The 21,260-nt window shown below is 57.7% G+C and carries 27 protein-coding genes; 16 read left to right on the top strand and 11 right to left on the bottom strand.

Going from position 1 to position 21,260, the window contains the following annotated elements; translation table 11 throughout:
• Positions 1-553: 553 nt before the first annotated feature.
• The 7 genes from ACRQ1B_RS16510 (at position 554) to ACRQ1B_RS16480 (ending at position 4,251) form a co-directional block, all read left to right on the top strand.
• On the top strand, positions 554-865 hold the full coding sequence (locus ACRQ1B_RS16510) for a hypothetical protein (protein WP_432294858.1): 312 nt from the start codon (positions 554-556) through the stop codon (positions 863-865).
• A 265-nt stretch (positions 866-1,130) separates the two neighbouring features.
• Positions 1,131-1,493, top strand: a complete 363-nt coding sequence (locus tag ACRQ1B_RS16505; protein WP_432294857.1) for a response regulator — start codon at positions 1,131-1,133, stop codon at positions 1,491-1,493.
• A gap of 300 nt (positions 1,494-1,793) precedes the next feature.
• Complete coding sequence (locus tag ACRQ1B_RS16500; RefSeq protein WP_432294856.1) at positions 1,794-1,982, top strand: CsbD family protein; 189 nt, start codon at positions 1,794-1,796, stop codon at positions 1,980-1,982.
• A gap of 367 nt (positions 1,983-2,349) precedes the next feature.
• Positions 2,350-2,853, top strand: coding sequence for an SRPBCC family protein (locus ACRQ1B_RS16495; protein WP_432294855.1), 504 nt, complete (start codon positions 2,350-2,352; stop codon positions 2,851-2,853).
• Positions 2,854-3,113: 260 nt separating this feature from the next.
• Positions 3,114-3,404: a hypothetical protein gene (locus ACRQ1B_RS16490; protein WP_432294854.1), complete on the top strand. Its 291-nt coding sequence runs from the start codon at positions 3,114-3,116 to the stop codon at positions 3,402-3,404.
• A complete protein-coding gene (locus tag ACRQ1B_RS16485; RefSeq protein WP_432294853.1) occupies positions 3,404-3,670 on the top strand; it encodes a DUF1488 family protein in 267 nt (88 codons plus the stop codon). Before ACRQ1B_RS16490 ends, ACRQ1B_RS16485 begins: the two co-directional genes overlap by 1 nt.
• Before the next feature lie 344 nt (positions 3,671-4,014).
• Entirely contained in the window at positions 4,015-4,251 is a 237-nt protein-coding gene (locus ACRQ1B_RS16480; RefSeq protein ID WP_432294852.1) for a hypothetical protein, read from the top strand.
• 124 nt (positions 4,252-4,375) lie between these two features.
• Here the strand turns inward: ACRQ1B_RS16480 and ACRQ1B_RS16475 are convergent, their stop codons facing one another.
• The gene (locus ACRQ1B_RS16475) at positions 4,376-4,684 is read right to left on the bottom strand and encodes a hypothetical protein (protein ID WP_432294851.1); all 309 of its coding nucleotides are present in this window, start codon (positions 4,682-4,684) and stop codon (positions 4,376-4,378) included.
• A 136-nt stretch (positions 4,685-4,820) separates the two neighbouring features.
• Here ACRQ1B_RS16475 and ACRQ1B_RS16470 point away from each other — a divergent pair, with 136 nt between their 5' ends.
• The 4 genes from ACRQ1B_RS16470 (at position 4,821) to ACRQ1B_RS16455 (ending at position 6,687) form a co-directional block, all read left to right on the top strand.
• Positions 4,821-5,288: a hypothetical protein gene (locus ACRQ1B_RS16470; protein ID WP_432294850.1), complete on the top strand. Its 468-nt coding sequence runs from the start codon at positions 4,821-4,823 to the stop codon at positions 5,286-5,288.
• Between the two features lie 51 nt (positions 5,289-5,339).
• Positions 5,340-5,549, top strand: a complete 210-nt coding sequence (locus ACRQ1B_RS16465; RefSeq protein ID WP_432294849.1) for a hypothetical protein — start codon at positions 5,340-5,342, stop codon at positions 5,547-5,549.
• Between the two features lie 413 nt (positions 5,550-5,962).
• On the top strand, positions 5,963-6,466 hold the full coding sequence (locus tag ACRQ1B_RS16460; RefSeq protein ID WP_432295286.1) for a YciE/YciF ferroxidase family protein: 504 nt from the start codon (positions 5,963-5,965) through the stop codon (positions 6,464-6,466).
• A gap of 53 nt (positions 6,467-6,519) precedes the next feature.
• A complete protein-coding gene (locus ACRQ1B_RS16455) occupies positions 6,520-6,687 on the top strand; it encodes a DUF2934 domain-containing protein (RefSeq protein WP_432294848.1) in 168 nt (55 codons plus the stop codon).
• A gap of 181 nt (positions 6,688-6,868) precedes the next feature.
• Here ACRQ1B_RS16455 and ACRQ1B_RS16450 read toward each other — a convergent pair whose 3' ends face one another.
• Complete coding sequence (locus tag ACRQ1B_RS16450) at positions 6,869-7,795, bottom strand: manganese catalase family protein (protein ID WP_148148540.1); 927 nt, start codon at positions 7,793-7,795, stop codon at positions 6,869-6,871.
• A gap of 508 nt (positions 7,796-8,303) precedes the next feature.
• Between ACRQ1B_RS16450 and ACRQ1B_RS16445 the strand changes: the two genes are divergently transcribed.
• Positions 8,304-9,170, top strand: coding sequence for an SDR family oxidoreductase (locus ACRQ1B_RS16445; protein WP_432294847.1), 867 nt, complete (start codon positions 8,304-8,306; stop codon positions 9,168-9,170).
• Positions 9,171-9,326: 156 nt separating this feature from the next.
• On the opposite strand, the gene ACRQ1B_RS16440 is transcribed toward ACRQ1B_RS16445, so the two are convergent.
• Positions 9,327-10,490, bottom strand: a complete 1,164-nt coding sequence (locus ACRQ1B_RS16440; RefSeq protein ID WP_148148539.1) for a zinc-dependent alcohol dehydrogenase — start codon at positions 10,488-10,490, stop codon at positions 9,327-9,329.
• 372 nt (positions 10,491-10,862) lie between these two features.
• On the opposite strand from ACRQ1B_RS16440, the gene ACRQ1B_RS16435 reads away from it, so the two are divergent.
• The gene (locus ACRQ1B_RS16435) at positions 10,863-11,780 is read left to right on the top strand and encodes a PhnA-like protein (RefSeq protein WP_432294845.1); all 918 of its coding nucleotides are present in this window, start codon (positions 10,863-10,865) and stop codon (positions 11,778-11,780) included.
• 339 nt (positions 11,781-12,119) lie between these two features.
• Positions 12,120-12,356 (top strand): hypothetical protein, encoded by a 237-nt coding sequence (locus ACRQ1B_RS16430; protein ID WP_432294844.1) that lies wholly within the window; start codon positions 12,120-12,122, stop codon positions 12,354-12,356.
• Between the two features lie 300 nt (positions 12,357-12,656).
• On the opposite strand, the gene ACRQ1B_RS16425 is transcribed toward ACRQ1B_RS16430, so the two are convergent.
• Positions 12,657-13,940: a diguanylate cyclase gene (locus tag ACRQ1B_RS16425; protein WP_432294843.1), complete on the bottom strand. Its 1,284-nt coding sequence runs from the start codon at positions 13,938-13,940 to the stop codon at positions 12,657-12,659.
• Positions 13,941-14,151: 211 nt separating this feature from the next.
• Between ACRQ1B_RS16425 and ACRQ1B_RS16420 the strand changes: the two genes are divergently transcribed.
• Positions 14,152-14,370, top strand: coding sequence for a hypothetical protein (locus tag ACRQ1B_RS16420; protein ID WP_432294842.1), 219 nt, complete (start codon positions 14,152-14,154; stop codon positions 14,368-14,370).
• 29 nt (positions 14,371-14,399) lie between these two features.
• Here ACRQ1B_RS16420 and ACRQ1B_RS16415 read toward each other — a convergent pair whose 3' ends face one another.
• Positions 14,400-14,696 carry a DUF982 domain-containing protein gene (locus tag ACRQ1B_RS16415; RefSeq protein ID WP_432294841.1) on the bottom strand — a complete coding sequence of 99 codons (297 nt, stop codon included), beginning with the start codon at positions 14,694-14,696 and terminating at the stop codon, positions 14,400-14,402.
• 98 nt (positions 14,697-14,794) lie between these two features.
• Complete coding sequence (locus ACRQ1B_RS16410) at positions 14,795-15,265, bottom strand: Hsp20 family protein (RefSeq protein ID WP_432295285.1); 471 nt, start codon at positions 15,263-15,265, stop codon at positions 14,795-14,797.
• 454 nt (positions 15,266-15,719) lie between these two features.
• Between ACRQ1B_RS16410 and ACRQ1B_RS16405 the strand changes: the two genes are divergently transcribed.
• The gene (locus ACRQ1B_RS16405; RefSeq protein WP_432294840.1) at positions 15,720-15,965 is read left to right on the top strand and encodes a hypothetical protein; all 246 of its coding nucleotides are present in this window, start codon (positions 15,720-15,722) and stop codon (positions 15,963-15,965) included.
• A 76-nt stretch (positions 15,966-16,041) separates the two neighbouring features.
• Here the strand turns inward: ACRQ1B_RS16405 and ACRQ1B_RS16400 are convergent, their stop codons facing one another.
• From ACRQ1B_RS16400 to ACRQ1B_RS16380, 5 genes are all read right to left on the bottom strand, one after another.
• Positions 16,042-16,278 (bottom strand): hypothetical protein, encoded by a 237-nt coding sequence (locus ACRQ1B_RS16400; protein ID WP_432294839.1) that lies wholly within the window; start codon positions 16,276-16,278, stop codon positions 16,042-16,044.
• A 694-nt stretch (positions 16,279-16,972) separates the two neighbouring features.
• On the bottom strand, positions 16,973-17,851 hold the full coding sequence (locus ACRQ1B_RS16395; RefSeq protein WP_432294838.1) for a ribokinase: 879 nt from the start codon (positions 17,849-17,851) through the stop codon (positions 16,973-16,975).
• The gene (locus ACRQ1B_RS16390; protein WP_432294837.1) at positions 17,848-18,723 is read right to left on the bottom strand and encodes a MurR/RpiR family transcriptional regulator; all 876 of its coding nucleotides are present in this window, start codon (positions 18,721-18,723) and stop codon (positions 17,848-17,850) included. Before ACRQ1B_RS16390 ends, ACRQ1B_RS16395 begins: the two co-directional genes overlap by 4 nt.
• Positions 18,720-19,694 carry an ABC transporter permease gene (locus ACRQ1B_RS16385; protein ID WP_148147922.1) on the bottom strand — a complete coding sequence of 325 codons (975 nt, stop codon included), beginning with the start codon at positions 19,692-19,694 and terminating at the stop codon, positions 18,720-18,722. Before ACRQ1B_RS16385 ends, ACRQ1B_RS16390 begins: the two co-directional genes overlap by 4 nt.
• Positions 19,687-21,225, bottom strand: a complete 1,539-nt coding sequence (locus tag ACRQ1B_RS16380; RefSeq protein WP_432294836.1) for a sugar ABC transporter ATP-binding protein — start codon at positions 21,223-21,225, stop codon at positions 19,687-19,689. The genes ACRQ1B_RS16385 and ACRQ1B_RS16380 overlap by 8 nt, the downstream gene beginning before the upstream one ends.
• Positions 21,226-21,260: the final 35 nt, after the last annotated feature.

The raw sequence follows: 21,260 nt of genomic DNA, 5'->3' as shown, positions 1-21,260 counted from the left end.
GAGCTCCGCTCGGTGTCCAGTTATATGCTATCGTCCCACCCAGATGAGCGGAAATCGTTCGCTTGAGCAGTCGGCTGCCATAACCGCCTTCCCCCTCAAAGAATTTTCCGTAAGCGCCAACGGCGATCGTTGGTCTTTGGACATGAGCGGCGGCGAGACAGTTGTCCTCCATATGGGGAACGAACCATCCGGAGGACATGAGACCAGGACGCCGCTCGGCGAGTTCCTGAAGGATCGAGCAGGGAAACCAGAACACGCGGCCCTTCTACAGGTCCTTGGCCAATCTCGTGATGAGGTCGAGCATCAGCTCGGCGAAGTGGGGACGGAAACAACCTCGCACAAATTGGCGATGGAGTATTTGCGCCTGGCCGGCACCGTCTTGCGAAAGTGGACGACAATATCGTCAGCACACGGGAATGGGAGGACGAGCCTACGGAGGCAGCGGAGTTCTGGGAGGCGCAGGTTAAGCCACTGGATGAAAAAGCCCAGCGCGAGATCATCCTCCATCTTCCTTCCATCAGCGACCGCTAAATCCGAAAAGAGGAGACCGAATATGACTGACGAACAAAAAGATCTTGGAAGCGATGCGTCGCGGACAGATCCCGAGACGGCCGATAGCGCGCGCGAACAACTAAAGAGGCAAGCCGAACGAGGTATCGAAAAAGCGATGGGCGGCGACGCCTCAACCGGCTCCGACGATCATCCTGAGCAAGACCCAGCAGAAGGGTCTCGTGAAACCGTGGAACGTGACCTCGCCCGAATAGACAAGGCTGGACAGTCGCACGCCGAAACCGTCACGGCCGAGCCGACCACCAAAGGATCTTCACCAGGGGCCGAAGCCGCCGAGCCCTCGCCTGAGCGGTGATTGTTTGTGGAAAGCAAACTCCGGAGCGATATGAGTTCGAAACGCGAAGCGGCCGATTATCACTGATCGACCGCTTCGCTTTGAATGCCACCCTCATCTAGACACCGACCTGGTCCGTGGAGTTGGCTCCGGTCGGTGCCTCTTCATCCACGATTTATTCTGACGAGTACGTTACAACTCTGTGGACCACCTAGGGAACCGATATCGCCGCGACCAGTTCTGAGCATATGATACCCTACGAAGTAACCGATGGGCATGACCACTTATGCCGAGTGCTGAGACCATTCTTGTCGTTGAGGACGACGCTGTCTTACGGTTCTTGCTGGTCGAGGAACTTGAAGAGGCGGGATATGACGTATTTGACGCCGAAAGTGCTGCAGTAGCGATCGACGTTCTGGAAACAGAGCCCGATATTCGTCGCATTCTCACCGACATTGATCTGTTTTCCGAGGCCGAAGGTGTTGAACTTGCCAAATTGGTTCGAGACCGTTGGCCGCCCATAAGGATCATCCTCACCTCGGGTAACTGGTCGTTTGAGCAGCAAGAGCTGACATTCGCTGAGCGTTTCATCCCAAAGCCTCATGCGCCGGGAGCACTGCTGGACAGCATCAAATCATGCCTCGTCTGACGGACGGATATACATGGGCATCCCCAAAAGCTAAGATGATTGAGCTTAGGCGCGACCTTGGCCGCGAATCGCGCGCCGTCTCATAGGAGGTCGTGAAAAAAGCAGCTAGAGTTCAGCATTAGCCGCGTTTCCTTTTGAGATTGATGCCCTGTTCCGGCTCGCCATCTGGAACGAAGAGCGGGCTAAAGTGTTCTCTACTCAAGCGGATCGTGAAGCGGTCAACTGATGGATTTTCCCGGCGTTCTGACCGGATAGCGACTCGGTAGTCTGTGCGTTTCCGTCCTAAGAGGAGGTCGAAAAATGGGTTCTACCGCTGATAAAGTTTCTGGGAAAGCCAACGAGCTCACCGGCAAGGCGAAGCAGGCGGTTGGTGATGCAACCGGCAGCCATAAGCTTCAGGCTAAAGGCGCTGCTCAGGAAGCCAAGGGCGACACGCAGCAGGCCAAAGGGAATGCCAAAGACGTGGTCAAGAAAGCCGTAGGCAAGTAATATACTGCTGAGACAATAAAACGGCCCGCCTTTGGCGGGCTTTTTCGTGCAGTTGCGACATGACGTAAAGCTGGAAGTATCCAGCAGAGGGCTCAAGCGTGATGGTCCAAAGGGCGGTGTTCCGCGCGAAAACGGTGTTCCGTGAGGCGGCATATGATGCGTGCGAATAGGAAAGCTCTTGAACAGATTCGGGCCACTGTTTTCCTTTAGAAAAGTCTAAGCGTCTGAGTTTGCAGGAATATATACCGCGTCAATGGACTCGACGGTTGAAAGCTCCCGAGCACCTAAGGCTACTGTACGGTTTTAAAGGCTCGCGAGGCCTGAATTGCACCTGCAAAAATTATCCGGGAAATAAAAAAAGGGAGACATGAACGGACAAGCGGAACTTGCGGGTAGTAATCAGAACCGCGTCTATGTTAGCCGCATAGGAGATTGCGAACTTGTCGTAACCTGGATTTTCAACGCGCCGCCGAGCTTGGTTTACAGGGCTTGGAGTCAGCCTGATCTTTTCCAGCTCTGGTGGGTACCGAAATCCGCTTACGGCGTTTCGCTTGTATCGTGCGCTATGGACGTCCGCACCGGGGGAAAGTACCGGCTGGAATTCGGCGCCGGTGGTTCGGACACCATGGCTTTCTACGGCAAGTATCTCGACGTGACGCCGAATGAGCGCATCGTCTGGACTAACGACGAAGGCGAAGAAGGTGCGGTCACCACCGTGTCCTTCTCGGACCAGGGCGACAAGACGCTACTGAGCTTCCACGAAGTCTACCCATCCAAAGAGACGCTTGAGAAAGCCATGCTCGGTTCTGCTTCAGCACTACCGGAACAGCTCGAACAACTCGCAGCATTGCTTTCCATCAATGCCGGGTAGCTGGTGACAGACAGACCCGCGAATTCCATGTTGTTGAAAGCCCAGCCCCACCTGCTCTCCGGCAGGTCAGATGCGTGAGGCTGCAATTCGAATGCGACCAACGACCCAGCCTCCTTCTTATCGCGGTTTCGCTGGCGATCAATAACCACGACCCAGCCTTGTAAACTAATATAAATACACTACTTACAGTGTAGTGACGGCATGTCTTCAGGGCGCTGTCGCCAAGGGTGCAGAACCTTGCCCCAACAAAGGAGGACAGCATGTCTTCCAATCCAGCAGCAATCACGCAGATCGAAAAAGCCGGCTTCAAGCTGATCCGGGACGTCTTGAGGACCGCCGGTCTTCGGGGTGTGGAAGCCGAGGCGAGTTCCGACATGAAGCGCGACGCATTGATTTTTCTCACCTCCGAATTTCGCGATGGGATCAGGACCAAAGCCAGCCTTTTGGAAGCGCTCACGCGGCGGAGCCGACCTTCAACGGTCGGCGCTCGGTTCGGACGCTCGTCGAAGGAAGACGCCATCGACCGGTGGCGGGATGAAGGTGGCCGTTGATGGGCATCAGGTTTCCAAATGAAGCTCGGAGTTTTGATAACAAGAACCGATGCGTCCGATTCAGTGGCTATGACGGAATGTTCGAGGTAAAGTTCTATCTGGCGACCGAGGTACTCGCCTGTGAGAAATCGCACCGGAATGCCAGCGAGAGCGACTATCTGACCTCCTTCGACGCATTGCGGCCCAGAATTCTGAAAGTGGCCGCGAGTGCTTACTCGAAAGCGCAAACAAGTGCCATCTCCCTGAGCTTACAGGATTTCCGTTGAGCAGACCGTCTTCTTAAAGGATATGATCATGCGTCAGCCAAGCATTCCCGGAACCAGGGTACCGAGCACAGGAAAAATGGTTCTCGTCAGCGACTTCGCCATACGGTTTCGGCTCGATCGGGTCGAGGAGAATAGATTGCGGAAGCTCCTCGGTCCGATCGCCAAGGAAATTGACCTCCTCAGAAACGCAGGCCGATAGGCGAGGAGCGGTGCTTTCGCCCTTTCGGGATCAGTCGCATGTCCACTCTGGTAGCCGTGGGCTTTGATGACCCTACAGTGCCTCGTTACTGTTATCGCCCCTCCGACCCGATGGGTTGTCCGTGTTGTCGAAAAGGATCACGGTCATGAAAACCACCACGAAAAGCATCACCATCCTTCAACCTTTCCAGCTTGCAGGCATGCGTGAACCGAATGCGCCTGGTACGTTCGAGCTGCAGATCGATGAATATCCGATCGATGTCGTGTGGGAGGCCTACCATCGGACGATGACGCTAGTCTTGAGCTCGAATGGCCTGACCGAAATGTGGCCGATATCTGACGAGGAACTTCAAAGAATTTCAGGTGTCATTTCGCCGCCTTGAGCGGATTCGAACCGACGACCCATAGTTGGATCGCAATAAACTACCGAGGTTTCTGGTTTTTCATCTTCAACGCATTGATGTGCAAACGAGTGGGGCCGGCACTATGGCGGCCCCACAAAACTTTTCAGCGTCCAGACACGCGGATCGCGCCCGCGTCACCGAGGCTGCGTTGAACAGCCGCAATCTGGTCGGAAGCGATATCAGCCGAGACCTCGATTTCCCCTTCGAGCGCGGCGTCATTGCGTGATCCGCAATCGTGCGACGCGTCGCCACCGGAAGGCCTGGAGCCCGTTGTGCTTCGATCGGTCGCAGACTGGATTAAGATGTCCGGGCGCGAAATCCCGTGTTGCTGAACCAGGTGCTCCACGGCAAGGTCTGCTGCTTCGCGCGTATCAAACGTAGCGCGGATGGTGGTGGTGGTGTCGTCGGCCATGAGGCTCTCTCCTGTTTCCAACGTCACAGCTACAAACGCGGGGTAGAGCGGCTGGTTTCGTTGGCCGACGATGATTGAACCTAAGGGAACCTTCCACCTCAGAGAGTGTTCGTGGATGGAACCCAGGAGGAGATCAATGATCCCGTCAAAATCCCCAGCAGTTGAGGCTCTTGAACAAGAACAAGCCCGGCAGTCCCGCGAAGTTGGATCTGAACTCGAAGATGGTCTCAAGGCCACATTCCCGGCTTCCGACCCGGTCACGGCGACAACAACCTCCATTCCAACCGGGATCGCGCCGTCCCCTTCGCAGGAGGTTGGCTTTGGCTCGGACGCGCCGCTCGTCGATAAGGCGCTGAAAGCGACTAGGGAGCTTGGGCATACTGACGCGCCATTCGCATCTTCCCAGGAAGAGCTGGAAGCTCTGAAGGCGGAAGTGGGACGCTTGCGGGAGAGCGCCAGCGAGATTGGGTCGGCAACCGTGCGTGTCGCGAAGGCGCAAGCCTCTGATCTCCTCGTGGACCTGAAGGAGCGCATACGTCGCAGGCCATTGCCTGCGGTTGGTATCGCCGCTGTCATCGGCTTCGTCTGGGGCACGATGCGTTGATGTGACCTCAAGTAGCGCAGACCGTTCAAAGTGACTTAAATGGAGGAAAAAATGGCCAACCCGGAAGACGATGCAAAAGGTCAATACGCGCCATCTCAGGCAGATCCACACGCATCTGGCGTCCATAGCGCCAAGCCAACTGTAATCACCGGATCCGAGGACGCGACGGAGCATAAGGTCCCGCCGGGTCATAAAGGCCCCAAAAAGGATTGGGACATCAATTTCGATCCATCGGAGAGCAGCAAGGATACAAAGCGCTAGGTTACGAACGGGGTCCAAAACGATCTGACCGAGAGGACGAGCCCACTATGACCGAAGACAAGACCGATCCGACCAGCGACGCCGCCCGCAGCGGTCCCGCAGTCGCGGAGAAAGATCGCGAAAAGCTTGAGAAAGCGGCTTAGCATGGGTTGCGTGACGCCAAACGCAAGCTACCAAAGAATGAGGTCTAGGCCTCACCCGAACGGAAAGCGTCCGCTTTTTGACAGGCCGAGCTCAGCGTGTCGGCCCTTCGCCATCCGACTAAGCGACGACCAGAGACAATGGGTTTTGTACGACAGCGTACCGTCGGCACAGCGTCCATATTACGACGGAACAACGCTTGCGAGGTCACGTTATCGGCCCGCAAACGGCCGGGTATCGACATGCCGGGCTTTCCGTTACTCAGGAGAACTATCATGGCAGAGAAGACACTGGACGACCTGTTCCTCGATACGCTCAAGGATATCTACTACGCCGAGAAGCAGATCCTGAAGGCATTGCCGAAAATGGCGCGCGCCTCACAGTCCGAGGAAGGCAAGGCAGCTTTTCTAAAGCATAAGGAACAGACTGAAGGCCAGATCGAACGGCTCCAGCAGGTGTTCGAACTGATCGGCAAGCCGGCACGCGGCAAGACTTGTGAAGCCATCCAAGGGATTATCTCGGAGGCCGAGGAGATCATGGACGAGTTCAAGGGGTCGGTTGCCCTGGACGCTGGCCTGATCTCGTCCGCGCAGGCCGTCGAACACTACGAGATCGCCCGGTACGGTACGCTGAAAAGCTGGGCGAAACAGCTTGGCCTGACCGAAGCCGTCGAATTGCTCGATGCCACCTTGCAGGAAGAGCTCGAGACCGATCAGATTCTGACCCAGCTCGGCGAAGCATCCGCGAACCCCAAGGGCTCGAAGAAGGCCGCGTAATGTAAACGGACCGCGCAGGAAAGCGCGGTCCCGTTGCAACTAAGGGAGGAAGCATGGAAACCGAACGCGACGAATGGGTTGCCCGAAGGGCATACGAACTTTGGGAACAGGCCGGAAAACCAGATGGGCAGGAGCACGAGCACTGGGCGCAGGCAAGCGTTGAATGGGACGAGAAACGTGCCACCTCGCCGAGCGGCTCCTGGGACGACGAAGCCGAATAAGCCGTGAACGTCCCGAATGACCATACCTGACATAAAAATCGGCCCTCTGAGTTTTATTCGGAGGGCCGATTTTGTTGGGTGTACCAAATGCTTCCTGGTCGCACCAACAGGGGCTCCCGCAGCCTGAATAACAAAAAGTCCGCCGAGGCGGGCTTTCTTAGTTTTTGAAAATTTAGAATGCTCAGCGAGACTTCTTGTAAAGTTTTTCCGCGATTTCGAACATTTCCTCGGGAGCATAGTCCGGAGTGAAAGCGGATGGCACGCCAACAAGCTGCTGAATTTTACCGCCATCTGGCATCCCATCGACGACCTCGAGTTCGCCTGGAGGATCACCCGGCAGCGCGACTTCGTCATTGCTCCAGATGCCCGCAATCTCCTTGTAGTCGTTCGGGCTCCAGGTATAGAGGCGCCGATGCGATCCTTCGTCGAGATACTTTTGGCATTCGGGAATGTTGGCAAGCGGGATATTCGGGGTGGGCAGGAATTTCTTCACGTCCACTCCGGTGATTTTCTCCAGCGCCAGCGCGTAGGCATGCGCGTGAACCGACCCGCGAACAAGAAGATAGCCGCAGACCTCGCGACCCGTCGGGTCGGTCACTGTCTCATAGACCCGCAGCTTATGAAGGCGGGCGCCGCATTCCAGGTGGAAGTTGTGCAGCAGATCGAGAACGACATTGCCAGTCGTGGTGATGAAATCGTTGTTCCAGGATTGGCCGTTGCTGTTGATCGGCATCGCGCCGCCGCCGCCCGACAGAAAACTCGCGGCCAAACGGATATCTGCCATATCCTTGAACGGAGCACCGGATATGTCTCCACCGTCGCCCTCGTCACCGTCGGGGATGTCAGGCCCATTATTCAGCATCGCGACGCCGTTACTCACGAGCTCGACATGCCCGAGCTCTTCTGCCGTGATGCTGGCAACCAAGCTGTAGAAAGGCCTGAGCTTCGACTTCGAGCGGAAGTTAAACGACTGGAACATGTAGTTCCCCAGCGTCGACATTTCCCCGTATTTTCCGCCAAGCAACTCCTGAAGGGCGGCTGCAGCATTCGGATCCGCGGCTTTCGGCGCGGGCAGCTCCGCCTGGAGCTGGTCTACTCTCATAAACATGAGAATTCCTTTCGGTTGGAGACAAGCGCCCAACCTACGGCGATCGCGATAGTTCCTCAGATTATGTTAGTGTCCGATATCGTACTGGATTTAATTCGCATCACTCCGAACGCATGACGTCCTTGAACCGAGCTATGTCAGCAATATCGCCATCTTCCGTCGTCAGCTCGAATGCCTGCCCGTCGATGACATCACCCTTGTTCGAGCTGACAACATTGGAAATAGCCTAAGGTTTCGACAATCGCGGAAATATCGGCAACCTTGCCGTGACCCGGCTAAGCAAGTCCGAGATATTCGGCGCCTCTGCGACCATCGACGATCGAGGCGGCCCGCTGATATCCTCCCCAGAGCATTCTGAATCCGACACAATTGGCTAAAGCTTCGCCCTGACGTAGACGAGAGATCCAGGGGGATTGAAATCACGCAGTTTGCGGCATTGGCGGCGGCACATCGCGGAACGCTTACCCTTCCAGCCGGTTAAGCCTCCGTCATTCAACGGAGGAAGATCATGACCGAAGAACAGCGCCGCCCGACGCCGCCGTATCCAGAACAGCAGCAACAACCGCCTGGCAAAACCGCGTCGATGCAACCGGCCCCAGATCATGGCGAGAAATCCTATCGCGGTAATGGAAGACTCGAAGGCAAGGTCGCACTGATTACCGGCGCGGATTCGGGAATTGGCAAGGCCGTGGCCATTGCTTTCGCGCGTGAAGGCGCCGATGTTCTGATCTCCTATCTCAACGAAGACGATGATGCGGCCGACACCGCCAAATGGGTCGAGGACGCCGGCCGTAAGGCGCTTGTCATTGCCGGAGACATCACATCGGAAGACCGTTGCCAGGAGCTGGTCGCGCGCGCGGTCGATGAGCTCGGCGGTATCGACATTCTGGTCAACAATGCTGCTTTTCAGCGCACCTACGGAGATATCGCCGATATATCTGCTGATGAGTGGGACACGACGTTCCGAACGAATATCTATGCGCCGTTCTTTCTGTCAAAGGCCGCCGCCCCGCATATGAAACCTGGAAGTGCAATCATCAACACGACCTCCATTCAGTCGCGGCAGCCATCGCCGCAGCTTCTGGCCTATGCATCCACCAAGGGTGCCGTTTCCAATTTCACGGCCGGCCTCGCCGAAATGCTCGCTGAAAAGGGCATTCGCGTGAATGCGGTCGCCCCCGGCCCGATCTGGACGCCCCTTATCCCGTCTACCATGCCGGCAGAAAAAGCCGCCAAGTTTGGGCAACAGACCCTGATCGGCCGCGCTGGCCAGCCTGCCGAACTCGCAGGGGCCTATGTCCTTTTGGCTTCTGAACTTGGAAGCTACATGACAGGCGCTGTCATTCCGGTCACCGGCGGCGAGATCATGATTTGATACTTCTGACTCCGAGGCCGGACGGAAACATGTTTCCTCCAGCCTCGGTGGTTCTTTGCATCAGAGGCAGCATCTCGTCGATGCTACAAGATCCTCACCTCTCGAAATGGGGTTTGATGCGTAAGCCAAGTGAAAGGCCCTGAGCCAAGCCGCGACTTATCCATTCGGCCGGATGACAACTTTGACGCAGCCGTCTGCTTTGTCGCGGAAAGTCTTGTATGCCTCCGGTCCCTCTTCGAGGCCTATGCGGTGGGTGATCAGGAAAGACGGATCGATCTTGCCCTCGACGATCAGGTTCAACAGCGGCTCGAGATACCGTTGAACATGGGTCTGGCCTGTCTTCAGCGTGAGACCTTTGCCCACGACGGCTCCGAGAGGTGCTGGAACTGCTGGACCCACGAAGACACCGGGCAGCGAAACGGTCCCGCCAGGCCGGCAGGCGAGGATCGCTTGGCTGAGGGCGTAAGGCCGTTCGGTTGACGTCAGCTTTGTCTGGAGGGTCTCCAACACACCGCCCGCGCCGTGGCTTTCCATCCCGACTGCCTCGATGACGGCGTCCGGTCCAAGCCCATTGGTGATGGCGAGAATACGCTCCTGCAGATCGTCATCCGCATAATCGAGCGTTTCTGCACCGGATGCTCGGGCAAGGGCTAGTCGCTCCGGTACGGTGTCGATGGCAATAACTCGCTCCGCGCCTAACAGGAACGCCGATTTGATGGCAAACAGGCCAACCGGCCCGCAGCCGAACACAGCGACTGTCTGCCCTTGCTTGATGTCGCAGTTTTCGGCGGCCATGTAGCCGGTTGGAAAGATATCGGAGAGGAACAGGACCTGTTCGTCGCTCAGGCCGTCAGGCACAACGATTGGGCCAACATCGGCATAAGGAACGCGAAGATACTGCGCCTGACCGCCTGGGAAGCGGCCATACATTTCGGAATAACCGAACAGGCCGGCGGTCGGATAGCCGATCTGCTTTGCCTGCTCCGCGCCCGCGGGGTTCGATCGTTCGCACAGAGAGAACTGCCCCCATTTGCACTGCCGGCACTCACCGCAGGAAATTGTGAAGGGCACTACGACGCGATCGCCGATCTTGAGTTTGGAATTGCCGCGGCCGACTTCAACGACCTCACCCATCGTCTCATGGCCCATGACGTCCCCCGCATGCATGCCGGGAACGAAGCCGCCGTAGAGATGCAGATCGGAGCCGCAAATCGCGCAGCTGGTCACCTTGATGATCGCGTCGCGATCGTCTTGGATTACCGGGTCGTCTACCGTTTCGCAGCGTATGTCGCCGCTACCATGCCACGTAAGAGCTTTCATCTGCGGTCTCTCCCAATTTACGGTCGGTCGTTGCCTCAATCTCATCAGGGCAATCAGCCGCCGTCAGCCCGTCAGGAACTCGCGGCGTGATCAACTGTTCCAGCTCCGTTCGGGCAGAGGATTCCGCATTCGGCCTGCGCGGAAAATAATGGCAAGCGTTAGCGCGGGTCTTCAAGGATGCGGGTCCCCTAAGGATATGGAGTTCTACGGTCCGGGGAGCCTCCGCCTTATGCGCCCCCCCGCGTCACCAAGCGCGGAGAGATCGTAACAAGTCACCCGAAACATTCCGATTTCCCCGCATCCGGAACATGTGGTCCACCGGCGAGTTGTGGCCACACTCACGAACCCGTGATGAATTAGCCGGAGGCTACCATGACAACCCCAGTATCAACCAATCTTCCCCACTATACCCTCCACGACACGTTAAGGGGCGACGCACCCGCGACGGCGGCATATAACAAGGTGAGCTGGGGCGCGATCTTGGCAGGTGTGGCAATCGCGCTTGCGGCGCAGTTCCTCCTCAATCTTCTCGGCGTCGGCATCGGCGCGGCTGTCCTCGACCCAGCGACGTCCGACAACCCGACAGCAAGTTCATTTTCCATCGGCGGCGGGATCTGGTTCGTGCTCGCGGGCATCATTGCAGCGTTCCTCGGCGGCTACGTTTCGAGCCGACTATCAGGCCGACCAAGCAACTCGACGGGGGGCTATCATGGATTGACCACCTGGGCGGTCACGACCCTTGTCGTGCTCTATCTGCTCACGACCTCTGTCGGAGCGCTGGTGGGCGGTGCATTCAGCGGTCTTGCAAGTGTCGTCGGGGGCGTTGGTCAGACCGCCGCCACCGCCGCCACGACAGCGGCGCCTGCACTTGCCAACTCGACAAATCCGATGGCTGGGATCGAACAGCAAATCAGGTCTTCAACTGGTAATGACCCCCAGGCATTACAGACTGCGGCTGTGTCCTCCGTGCAGGCTCTGGTGACTGGAGATCAGGCGAAGGCCGAGGAGGCCCGCGCTCGCGCAGCCGACGCCGTCGCAAAAGCCCAGGGCATTCCGGTCGATCAGGCCCGGACCCAGGTCGAGCAGTATGAAAAGTCCTATCGGGATAACGTGCAGGCCGCCAAGCAGCAGGCGATCGAGGCTGCCCAGACCGCAACTGCTGCCATATCTGCGGGTGCGATCCTCGGCTTTCTTGCGCTCGCACTCGGTGCGGTTGCGGGATGGTTCGGGGGTTCGTATGGCACGAAGCGCAACGTCATCGTTTCAGAAACCATTACGCATCGCGTCTGATGCAGCCGTCTACGACATCGCCGGGAGCGAAACGCTCCCCGCGAACCTTGTTTGAAACCAAGCAGCTTGAATCATTGGCATCAATGAGGCAGCTTCCTCTCCTGCGCTCTGGATAGTGGTTGAGGCAAGCGCGACGCTCAGGCAGCTTGAGCGATGTGTTCATCCATTCGACCGCCAACGTCTCTGCGGCGGCCACCATTGAGCTCACTGTACGGGCACGAACCCGAGACATGTGGCTCTTCCAGTATATCGATAGATTGAGATTGAGCTGGGCATTCGTCTTGCGGCCGCGACGCGCAGACGTAATATTGGATAAGCGCCAACATTTTCCGTGACCCAATGAACCAACATCAGCCGCTGTCCGAACGCTCAGAATTCTCCGGCCGGTATACAGAGAACGGAATCACCGTCGTTGTGGAAATCTTCCGCCCTTCAGGCAGTGATGATTGGCGGATGGAGGTAACCAGCCTAGAAGACCAGCTCACGGAATGGATTGAATCTTTCGCTTCTGCCCATGAGGCATGGGAGGAGTTCATCTATGTCGTCAATACGGAAGGTCTCTCGGTCTTCCTCTAGACGCTTTCAACACCACCGGAGATGTAGGTTGTCGATCGACAGCGACAGACGGCGAACGATTTTTGATCGGGTGCGCACCAAGGCACTGTTGCGGGGAATGCCTATCGACAGTGACCCCGAATTTCTTGCCTTGGTCGATCTCTGGATCAGCGGCGAGTACGAAATGTCAGAGCTCAGGTCTCGATACAACGATCTTACAGCCCGCCGGGCACAGCGATCTAGGTCTGTCCCTCACGCACTGGAACCGACTCCCAATCAAGCGGAGACGTTTGGCGGCCAAGGGGAAGATACTGATCCACGTCAACGCATCGCGCCGGAAGCCGACTGAAATCTGACGGCATCCTTGCCGGCGGCTTTCGCATCGTAAAGAAGCGCGTCTGCCTCCTTGAGAAGCTCGGACATATCACGCTTTTCGCCCGCCCAAATTTCCCCAATGCTCGCGCGGACATCAGCGATTTCATCGGCGATCGCAATGGGCTCCCTCATCCGCATGAGTATCCGTTTCGCGGCAGCCTCCCCCGCGGAACGATCGCCCGCGACGACCACGACGAATTCATCGCCACCTGTCCGTGCAACGAGATCATGGTCCCTGACGGCTGAGGTCAAGCGCGCAGCTGCAGTCTGCAGGACGAGATCTCCCATCGCATGGCCGTGAGCATCGTTCACCTCCTTGAACCCGTCGAGGTCGAGCGCAAGGACAGAAAAGCCATCGGCAGACTGCAAAGCCGCGAATTCAATCGACAGCCCACGCCGGTTCAGCAGCCCAGTCAACGCGTCTGTGCGCGCCGTCTCTTCCAGCATCTCGATCCGGCGTCGGTCTTCGGTGAAGTCGATTGCCATCCCGACAATCTTGATCGGATGGCCGTCGCTGTCACGCAAAAGCCGCCGATCACAACGCATCCAGCGTTCGCCCTGAACGGTGTCGAGACGATACTCGGCAACATTCTGATCGAGCTTTCCGGCAATTAGCGGCGTCAGATCGGCCTGGGCGCCATCGTTCACGTTGACCCTGTTGACATAGCGCTCGAGATCGAGCCGTGCTGCTGTCGGCCCTCCAATAAACTGAGCCAGTCGATCGGACGTCTCGAATTTGCCTGTGAGGATATCCATTTGCCAGAAGCCACCACGGACGGCTTCCAGCGCCAACTCGAGCTGCGCTGCTCGCTCGGCGAGCTGACGCTCATGCTCCTTGTGGCGGGTGATATCCTCGATCTGCGATATGAAGCGCACGACCTTGCCCGCAGCATCGCGCATCGCGGCAACATGGATCAGGACGTGAACGATCTCGCCGAATGGGCGGAGATAACGCTTCTCGATCGTGTAGCCGTCCCGCCTTCCCTGCAAGACCTGCCGAAACAGGATGAGGTCCGCTTCGATATCCTCTGGATGGGTGAAGTCCCTGAAATGCGTTCCGAGCACCTTTTCGAGCGGAAGCGACAGAAGCTTGGCAAACGCCGCGTTACCGCGAATGATGTGTCCCTCAAGATCGACCAGAGCGATCCCGATCGGAGCATTCTCGAAGGCAAAGTCAAACAACGCTAGGCGGGTTTCGGGGTCGTCGGCCGTATACGGTTCCGCTACCATCTTTCCTCCAAAGACAAGAGCTTCACGGCGATAGGTGTGTTTTAGGGGATGATAATCAAGGTGACGGTCAGCTTTGTCGCCCAACGGCAGCCTACATCTGCGCCGGCTCCTTGATGTCAGACACCTCTGAAATTATCTCGGGCCTTATCGGAATAATCGAAGGCGCTGGCATCGGCCGACCTTCGAGACCGGTGAAATCAGGGAGGAAGACATGGATAGCAGAAGCCGGGGTCTTTCCACGAGCGACATGCGCATACTGAGGACGCTGCTGGGCCGCTATGCGGCACGCTATCATCTCGCTGGCCCCGAGAAAGATGACTTGATCGAGCGAACGTTTCAGGCGTTGGCGAGCAACCCGGAGATTTTCTTCGAAATTCCAGTTGAACAGGCCGCTGCAGAGACAATGCACCGGATCTACGCCGGCCGCTAGCTTTGAAACTGTCGCAGCTTTTCTGGCTGTTACGCCCCGCCGAACTTCGCGCTCGTATCACGCCGTAGATGAGGCGGGACGTCTTCCAGCTCGGCAAGCTTGCCGTTCTGCTTCAGAAAAATTCGAAAGTTCTCTCGGACCGCGCCGATCGGCCAATGACCGTTCGCCGCCTCACGACAGTATCGAACAAGGGTCTCGTAAGCGAGATTGCGCTTCTCCTTGGGCCACTCATCAAGAAAATCGAATACGTCATCCAGTCCGGTGATCTCCTGCACGAAATACCGGCGCTGTGCGTAGACGGGCTTGTCGAATTGAGCGAGCAACATGGCAACCTCCTTCGTTTGCTCGATATCGACTGATAACTGAAGCCGGCCCTGGATCGGGCCGGCTGATAGCAATCGCTAATTCTTCCTGGGTGTTCGGGTCAGGCGACCTTGCGGTCAGCTTCAAGCCGGAGCGGCTCTCCGGCGGCTGAAGCGACGCCGATTTCGATCTTGCGCGGCTTCATGGCTTCGGGCACCTCGCGCTTCAAGGCAATCGTCAGCAGGCCATTCTTTAGATCGGCCCCTTCCACCCTCACATGATCCGCAAGCTCAAACTTGCGCTCGAAGGAACGACCGGCGATGCCGCGGTGGAGATATTCGCCCTGCAGTTCTTCAGCCTTCCCGCCTTTGACCACCAGGACATTGCGCTCCTGAGTGATATCGAGATCGCCTTCGCCAAAGCCTGCCACCGCCATCGTGATGCGGTAATCGTCTTCACCAGTCTTGACGATGTCATAGGCCGGCCAGGTCTCGATTGCGTTAAGACGCTGCGTATTGCAGAGCAGATTCAACACGCGGTCGAAGCCGATGCTCGAACGATAGAGCGGGGCAAAATCAAGTTCAGTTCTCATAACCATATCCTCCGTAAAGCAACATGGAAGAAAGCGGGGAAATCCGCCTCCTCGGTAAGCCGACCCCCTCATTGGGCCGTCGGCGTCGACCGATTTGGTTTTTGAGATTTTGTCGTTCAAGACCCCGCTCGAAAATTTTTCCAGCTCCCTGAAATCATCTTGTTCGCTGAAAATCCGGTCCTATTTCGAGTCGCGATCTTCGCTTTGGGAGCATCGGAATGGATGATGGAATGACCGAGATGTTTTCGGACGCCGATATTGAGATTTTGCCTCCGGCACACACCACTCAACACGAGATGGGTATTTGCCTTTGCTGCTGTCGCCAACGTCCCAACTCCGCCATGGATGAAGACGGCTGCGGCATTTGTGACGAATGCTTGGCACCTTAACCCCTCGAGAGGAAAACAAACGCAGCACGTCTGGCGGCAAACTGAAGCTGAAAGGGAAATGAAAAATGGTTGGTATCACGGATTGGCTGGACGATCGCGTGCAGGAAATCATTCGCGACCCGGGCCAGCATGAGAACAAGGCAGACTTTCGCGATCAGGCGAAAATCTTGGTGGAGTCTGCAGAAGCAGAAGGGTTCACGGTGGCCGAGATCAAGGAGGCTTGTGGTGGAGACGTGGAGCGATACCTCCTCGATCAGCAGAACGCGATGACCGATGTCAACCGACAGCAGCGATTGGCGGATAACACGTAGCTTAGCGGGCGAGTGGGAATGTCGCAGGACGTTCCTCCCCTATCAAGGAGCACACTGAATGCCCGGAACCTTTATATCAATCTATGTCCTTGCATTCGATCTCGACGACCGCGGCCAACCAGTGCCAGCATTCGATCCTCGCCCTGCCGCGACCGAGGATGCCGCCATTGAGGAAGCTAAGGATCTTGCTACCCGGCACGCGGGCGTCGCTGTATGGAAACGCCAAGGCGATCCAGTTGTGGGCGAAGAGGGAGAACCCGAGATCGTCTTCCGAGCAGGCCGAATCGGGGACTTTGCTTAGGACAATGCGCACGACCGAACGGTTCGTTCGTTCAGTCTGATGTCGGTCATTGCGTTTAATGACAGAGTCCTTGTCAGCGGACGGCAGGCTAGGAAACCGAGAGACAAGCGGCTTGTTGTCGCCTGCCTTGCTTCTTCAAAGCCGCTTGCTGGGGAGAACGGATCAGTTAGGGTCTTGAAGGGATACGCACCGGCGACTCGTCATTTCTCATCTGCGGATTAATTTGGGTTCCACTGAACAGGACTTCCAAGGACACAACCCCGCGAATTAGAGCAAATGCGATCCGAGAGACTACCCAATCGTTCATTGCAGTATGCAGATCATCAAGATCTGCGGCCTTGGGTATTGAAACTCCGGTCGGCAAAATCCTGCGGTGACGAGATAGGCGTAGGCGAGGGTTGGGGGAGGAGGCCTAAATGTCATCCCAATGGGCCACAACCATAGCCGCATTTCGCTGAGCCGCTCTGATGGTTTCGCTCATGTCGTTTAGCAGCTGTGTAAGGCGGTCCCGCCCGACGCATATTTAGCTGACTTTCAAACATGCGCGATAACATTGCGTCCGCAGACCCGATATGACGTCCAATCGCATGCCGGCTCAATCTCCACCGGCAACGCCAACATCAACGGCAAACCGCCTGGTCCGCAGGTGAATGATGCCCCACGATGTTGACAGTCGCTCTCTATCTGTCTGTTGACCAGAGAAGTTTCAACGCAGAGAGCTCACAAGGATCGCAGCGGCTTGGTTGGCCGCAGAAAGCGCTGCCTTCATACCCTCACCCTGCAGCAATTGCGCCGCCAATACGCCGATAAACTCATCACCTGCGCCATGCGTGCTGACGAGTTTGATCTTGATCGCCGGGATCGTCGCCTCTTCGCCGTCGCGCGTTGCATAGGCAACGCCTGCACCGCCGGCTGTGACGACCGCCACCGGGAAGGACTTTGCAAGAACGCGTGCTGCCGCGATCGCATCGTCGAGCGTATCGACCTCGGCACCACCGGCCAGCGCTTCCGCCTCGACCGCATTGACGACCAGAATGTCGATCAACCCTGCCAGTTCAGGCGACAGATCCCTCACCGGCGCGGCATTCAGAACAACCTTGCCGCCTGCTTTTTTCATCGCTGAGGCAGCAAGCACATTTGCCGGATCCGGCACTTCGTTCTGCAGGACGAGGATATTGCCCGCCTGAAAAAGCGATGCCGCCTGCTGCACATCGGTTTGCCCGAGCTGGAGATTGCTGCCCGAGACGATGACGGCGCCATAATCGCCTTCGGAATCGAAAATTGCCACGCTCATGCCGGAAGCGGCGCCTTCGATCACCCTGACATGATCCAGTTCGACCGCGTTTGCGGCAAGATTGGCGGTCAGTGTACCGCCAAAATCATCGTCACCCACGGCACCGATCATCGCAGAACGCACGCCGGCCTTCGCGGCAGACACAGCCTGGTTTCCGCCCTTGCCGCCGCAGGCCGGGTTCCAGGCGGAACCGGTCACCGTCTCGCCCTTGCGCGGGCGCGCCGGACCTTTGACGATGATGTCGTAATGCAGGCTGCCGAAGACGACGACGGCGGGGGTGGATGCAGTCATAGGAATTTGTCTTTCCGTTTGGAGGCTACGGCCGCCATGGTCTTTTCAAGATGGTTTTCGGCGGCGGTGTAATCGCGCTGCGCAACAGCCACGAATACCGCGTCGAGAATATTGAGCTGGGCGATGCGGGCGGCCGCATTCTCGCCCATCAGCGGCGAACCCTGCGCTGTCGAACAGAGAACGACGTCGGCATGCTGCGCCAGCGGCGATTCATTGTAATTGGTGATCGCGATCGTGCGGGCGCCATTGCGTCTGGCGATCTGCATCGCCTCGATAACCGCCATCGTATTGCCGGAATGCGAAAACCCAACGGCAATATCGTCATTGCCGAGCAGCGACGCGGACATCAGCATCATGTGGGAATCGTCATAGACGCTGGCGCGCACGCCGATCCTCAGAAACTTGTGGGCCGCATCGCGGGCGATCTGCGCCGAACCGCCGACACCATAGAAATCACGCTGTCGGGCACCATGGATCAGGTCGGCAGCACGATCGAACGCTTTGACATCCATGATCGACAGTGTTTCTTCCAGCGCCTGGATCGAAGTCCGGAACACTTTCTGGATGATTTCCTGGGACGTGTCCTCGATGGACAGTTCCTGGTGCATTTCGGCCGTCGGCAAACGGTTATACTGGGAAACCGCATTGCGGAATTCGCGATAGCCCGCGAATCCCAGTTTCTTGGTGATCTTCACGACCATGGCTTCCGAGACGCCGGCATCGGTTGCGATTTCCTTCAGCGACGTGTCGTCGTTGAAGCTGCGCAGTGCAAAGACGGTCTCGACCACCCTTGCTTCCAGCGGCGTCAGCAGTGGCAAGCGCATGCGAATGCGCGGGCCGACTGCCTTCGGATCCATGTTGTCGGAATTCATCCCCGTCCCCTTGTCGCGCGATCAATCATCATTGCGACAAGAATTATAAGGCCGGTTGCGAGAAGTTGATAGAAAGCCTGAACGTTCATCAACGTCAAACCGTTGCGCATGGCACCCAGAATGATGGCGCCGAGGATGGTGCCGACGATCGATCCCTTGCCGCCCATCAGCGACGCACCACCGATGGCGGCAGCTGCAATCGCATCGAGTTCCCACAGATTGCCGAGGATAGGCTCTGCCGCACCGAGGCGACCGATCAGGATGAAGGATGCAAGCGCCGCCAGAACACCGGAGATCACATAGGCAGTGATCTTGGTGAGCGCGATCGGCACACCGGCCACATAGGAGGCTTCTTCATTGCCGCCGACGGCGAGCAGATATTCACCAATCGGCGTCTTCTTGAGCAGGACCCAGGCTCCGAAGGCTACAACCGCAACGATGATGACCGAGTTCGGAATGCCGGCAACATTGCCATTGAACAATGACCGGAAGCTCTGCGGCACACCGAGAACCGGATTGCCACCCGTATAGATCAACGCGATGGCGCGGTAAGTGCTGAGCGTTCCGAGCGTGACGATAAACGGCTGAAGGCCGACATAGGCGACCAGCACGCCGTTGACGAGACCGCAGAAGGCACCAATGCCGAGACCGGCAAGAAGCGCCACCGGCACGGGCACGCCCGTCACCAGAAGAGCAGCCGTCAGCACGGCGGAAATCGCAGCCGTCGGGCCGACCGAGAGGTCGATACCACCGGAAATGATGACCAGCGTCATGCCGAGCGCGATGCAGGCATTGATGCTCGACTGCTGCAGGATGTTGATGAGGTTGCGCTCGGACAGGAAGCCCGGCACCAGCGCCGCAAACACGGCCATGATGATGATCAGGCCGATGAGCGTACCGGCATCACGCAGCGAGAACGAGCTGAAAAGTTTCGAGGAACGCTTGGGCGTTTCGGCGGCGATATCAGACATGGGTGTGCTCCTGCGTCGAGGAATGGGTATTTGGCTCGGCATCGCCGACGGCGTGCGAGACGATGGCCTGTTCCGTCAGCTCGTGTCGTTCCAGCTGGGCGGCGATGCGGCCGTTGCGCATGACGATGACCCGGTCCGACAGCCGGATAACCTCGGGAAGTTCCGAGGAGACGACGATGACGGACTTGCCTTCGGCGGCGAGGTTTTCGATCAGATGGTAGATTTCGGACTTGGCACCGACATCGATGCCGCGTGTCGGTTCGTCGAACAGCAGGATTTCAGATCCGGCGGCCAGCCAGCGGGCGATGATCGCCTTCTGCTGGTTGCCACCGCTGAACAGCTTGATCGGACGATCGATCTGGAACGGCCGCAGGTTGACCCGCTTCAGCAATGTTTCGGCAGTATTGTTAACCGTCGAATGGCGAACGACGCCGACCTTTGCGAATTTCCGCAAGGACGGCAGCGCCATGTTCAGCGACACCGGGCGCATGGGAATGATGCCCTCGCGCTTGCGCTCTTCCGGCAACAGACCGATCCCGGCAGAGATGGCGGAGCGCGGGTTTGTCAGCTTCAGCGCACGGCCGTCGATGCTGATCTCGCCGGATCCGATCTTGTCGACGCCGGCCAGAAGACGCAGAAGCTCGGTACGGCCGGAGCCTACCAGACCGGCAATGCCGACGACTTCGCCGCGTCTTACTGTGAAGGAGACGTCGCGGACATGCGTGACCGCGGAGGAAAGGCCCCGCACTTCAACGCGAACGTCCTCCTTCACAAAGGAATTGTGCTCTTCCTGCATCAGCTCGCGGCCGACCATCATCGCGATCACGTCCGACTGGGCGGCGGTGCGCAGGTCGACCGTGCCGACCACATTGCCGTCACGCATGACGGTGCCCTGGTGGCAGATGCGGAAAACCTCATCCATCTTGTGCGAGACATAGATGATCGCCACGCCGGAGGCCGCCATCTTCTCGATGATGGCCGCGAGGCTCTCGAACTCGGCCGGCGTCAGGCTGGACGTCGGTTCGTCCATTGCGACGATCCTGGCATTTTCGAGCAGGGCGCGGGCGATCTCGACGATCTGCCGCTGCGCCACCTTCAGGTTCTTGATCGGCGTCGAGGGATCGATCGACGGATCGATCATGGCAAGTGCTGCGGCCGCGCGCTTTTCCTGCTCGCGACGATTGACCAGCAAGCCGCCGGCAGTCTTCAGCGGATGGCCGAGAAACATGTTCTGCGCGACAGTCAGATTGGGGATCTGCTGCAGTTCCTGATGGATCATGGCGATGCCGGCGCGGCGGGCATCCTCGGGGCTCTTGAAGGTGGCAAGCTTGCCATCGACGTAAAACTCGCCACTGGTCTGGCGCGACACACCGGACAGAATGCGCAGCAGCGTCGATTTGCCGGCGCCGTTTTCGCCGAGAAGAGCGTGAACTTCACCGGGCTTTATGGAAAAGGTCGCGTCCGAAAGCGCCTTGACGCTTGGAAAGGTCTTGGTGATGCCCTCGAACTTGAGGCGAGCCGTTGTCGTCATCTCGGTGCTTTCATCAAAGGAGGGGAGCCGGTCTC

The organism is Endobacterium panacihumi (assembly GCF_050847465.1).
Taxonomy (GTDB): domain Bacteria; phylum Pseudomonadota; class Alphaproteobacteria; order Rhizobiales; family Rhizobiaceae; genus Neorhizobium; species Neorhizobium panacihumi.
This window is presented reverse-complemented; position numbering and strand designations above follow the sequence as displayed.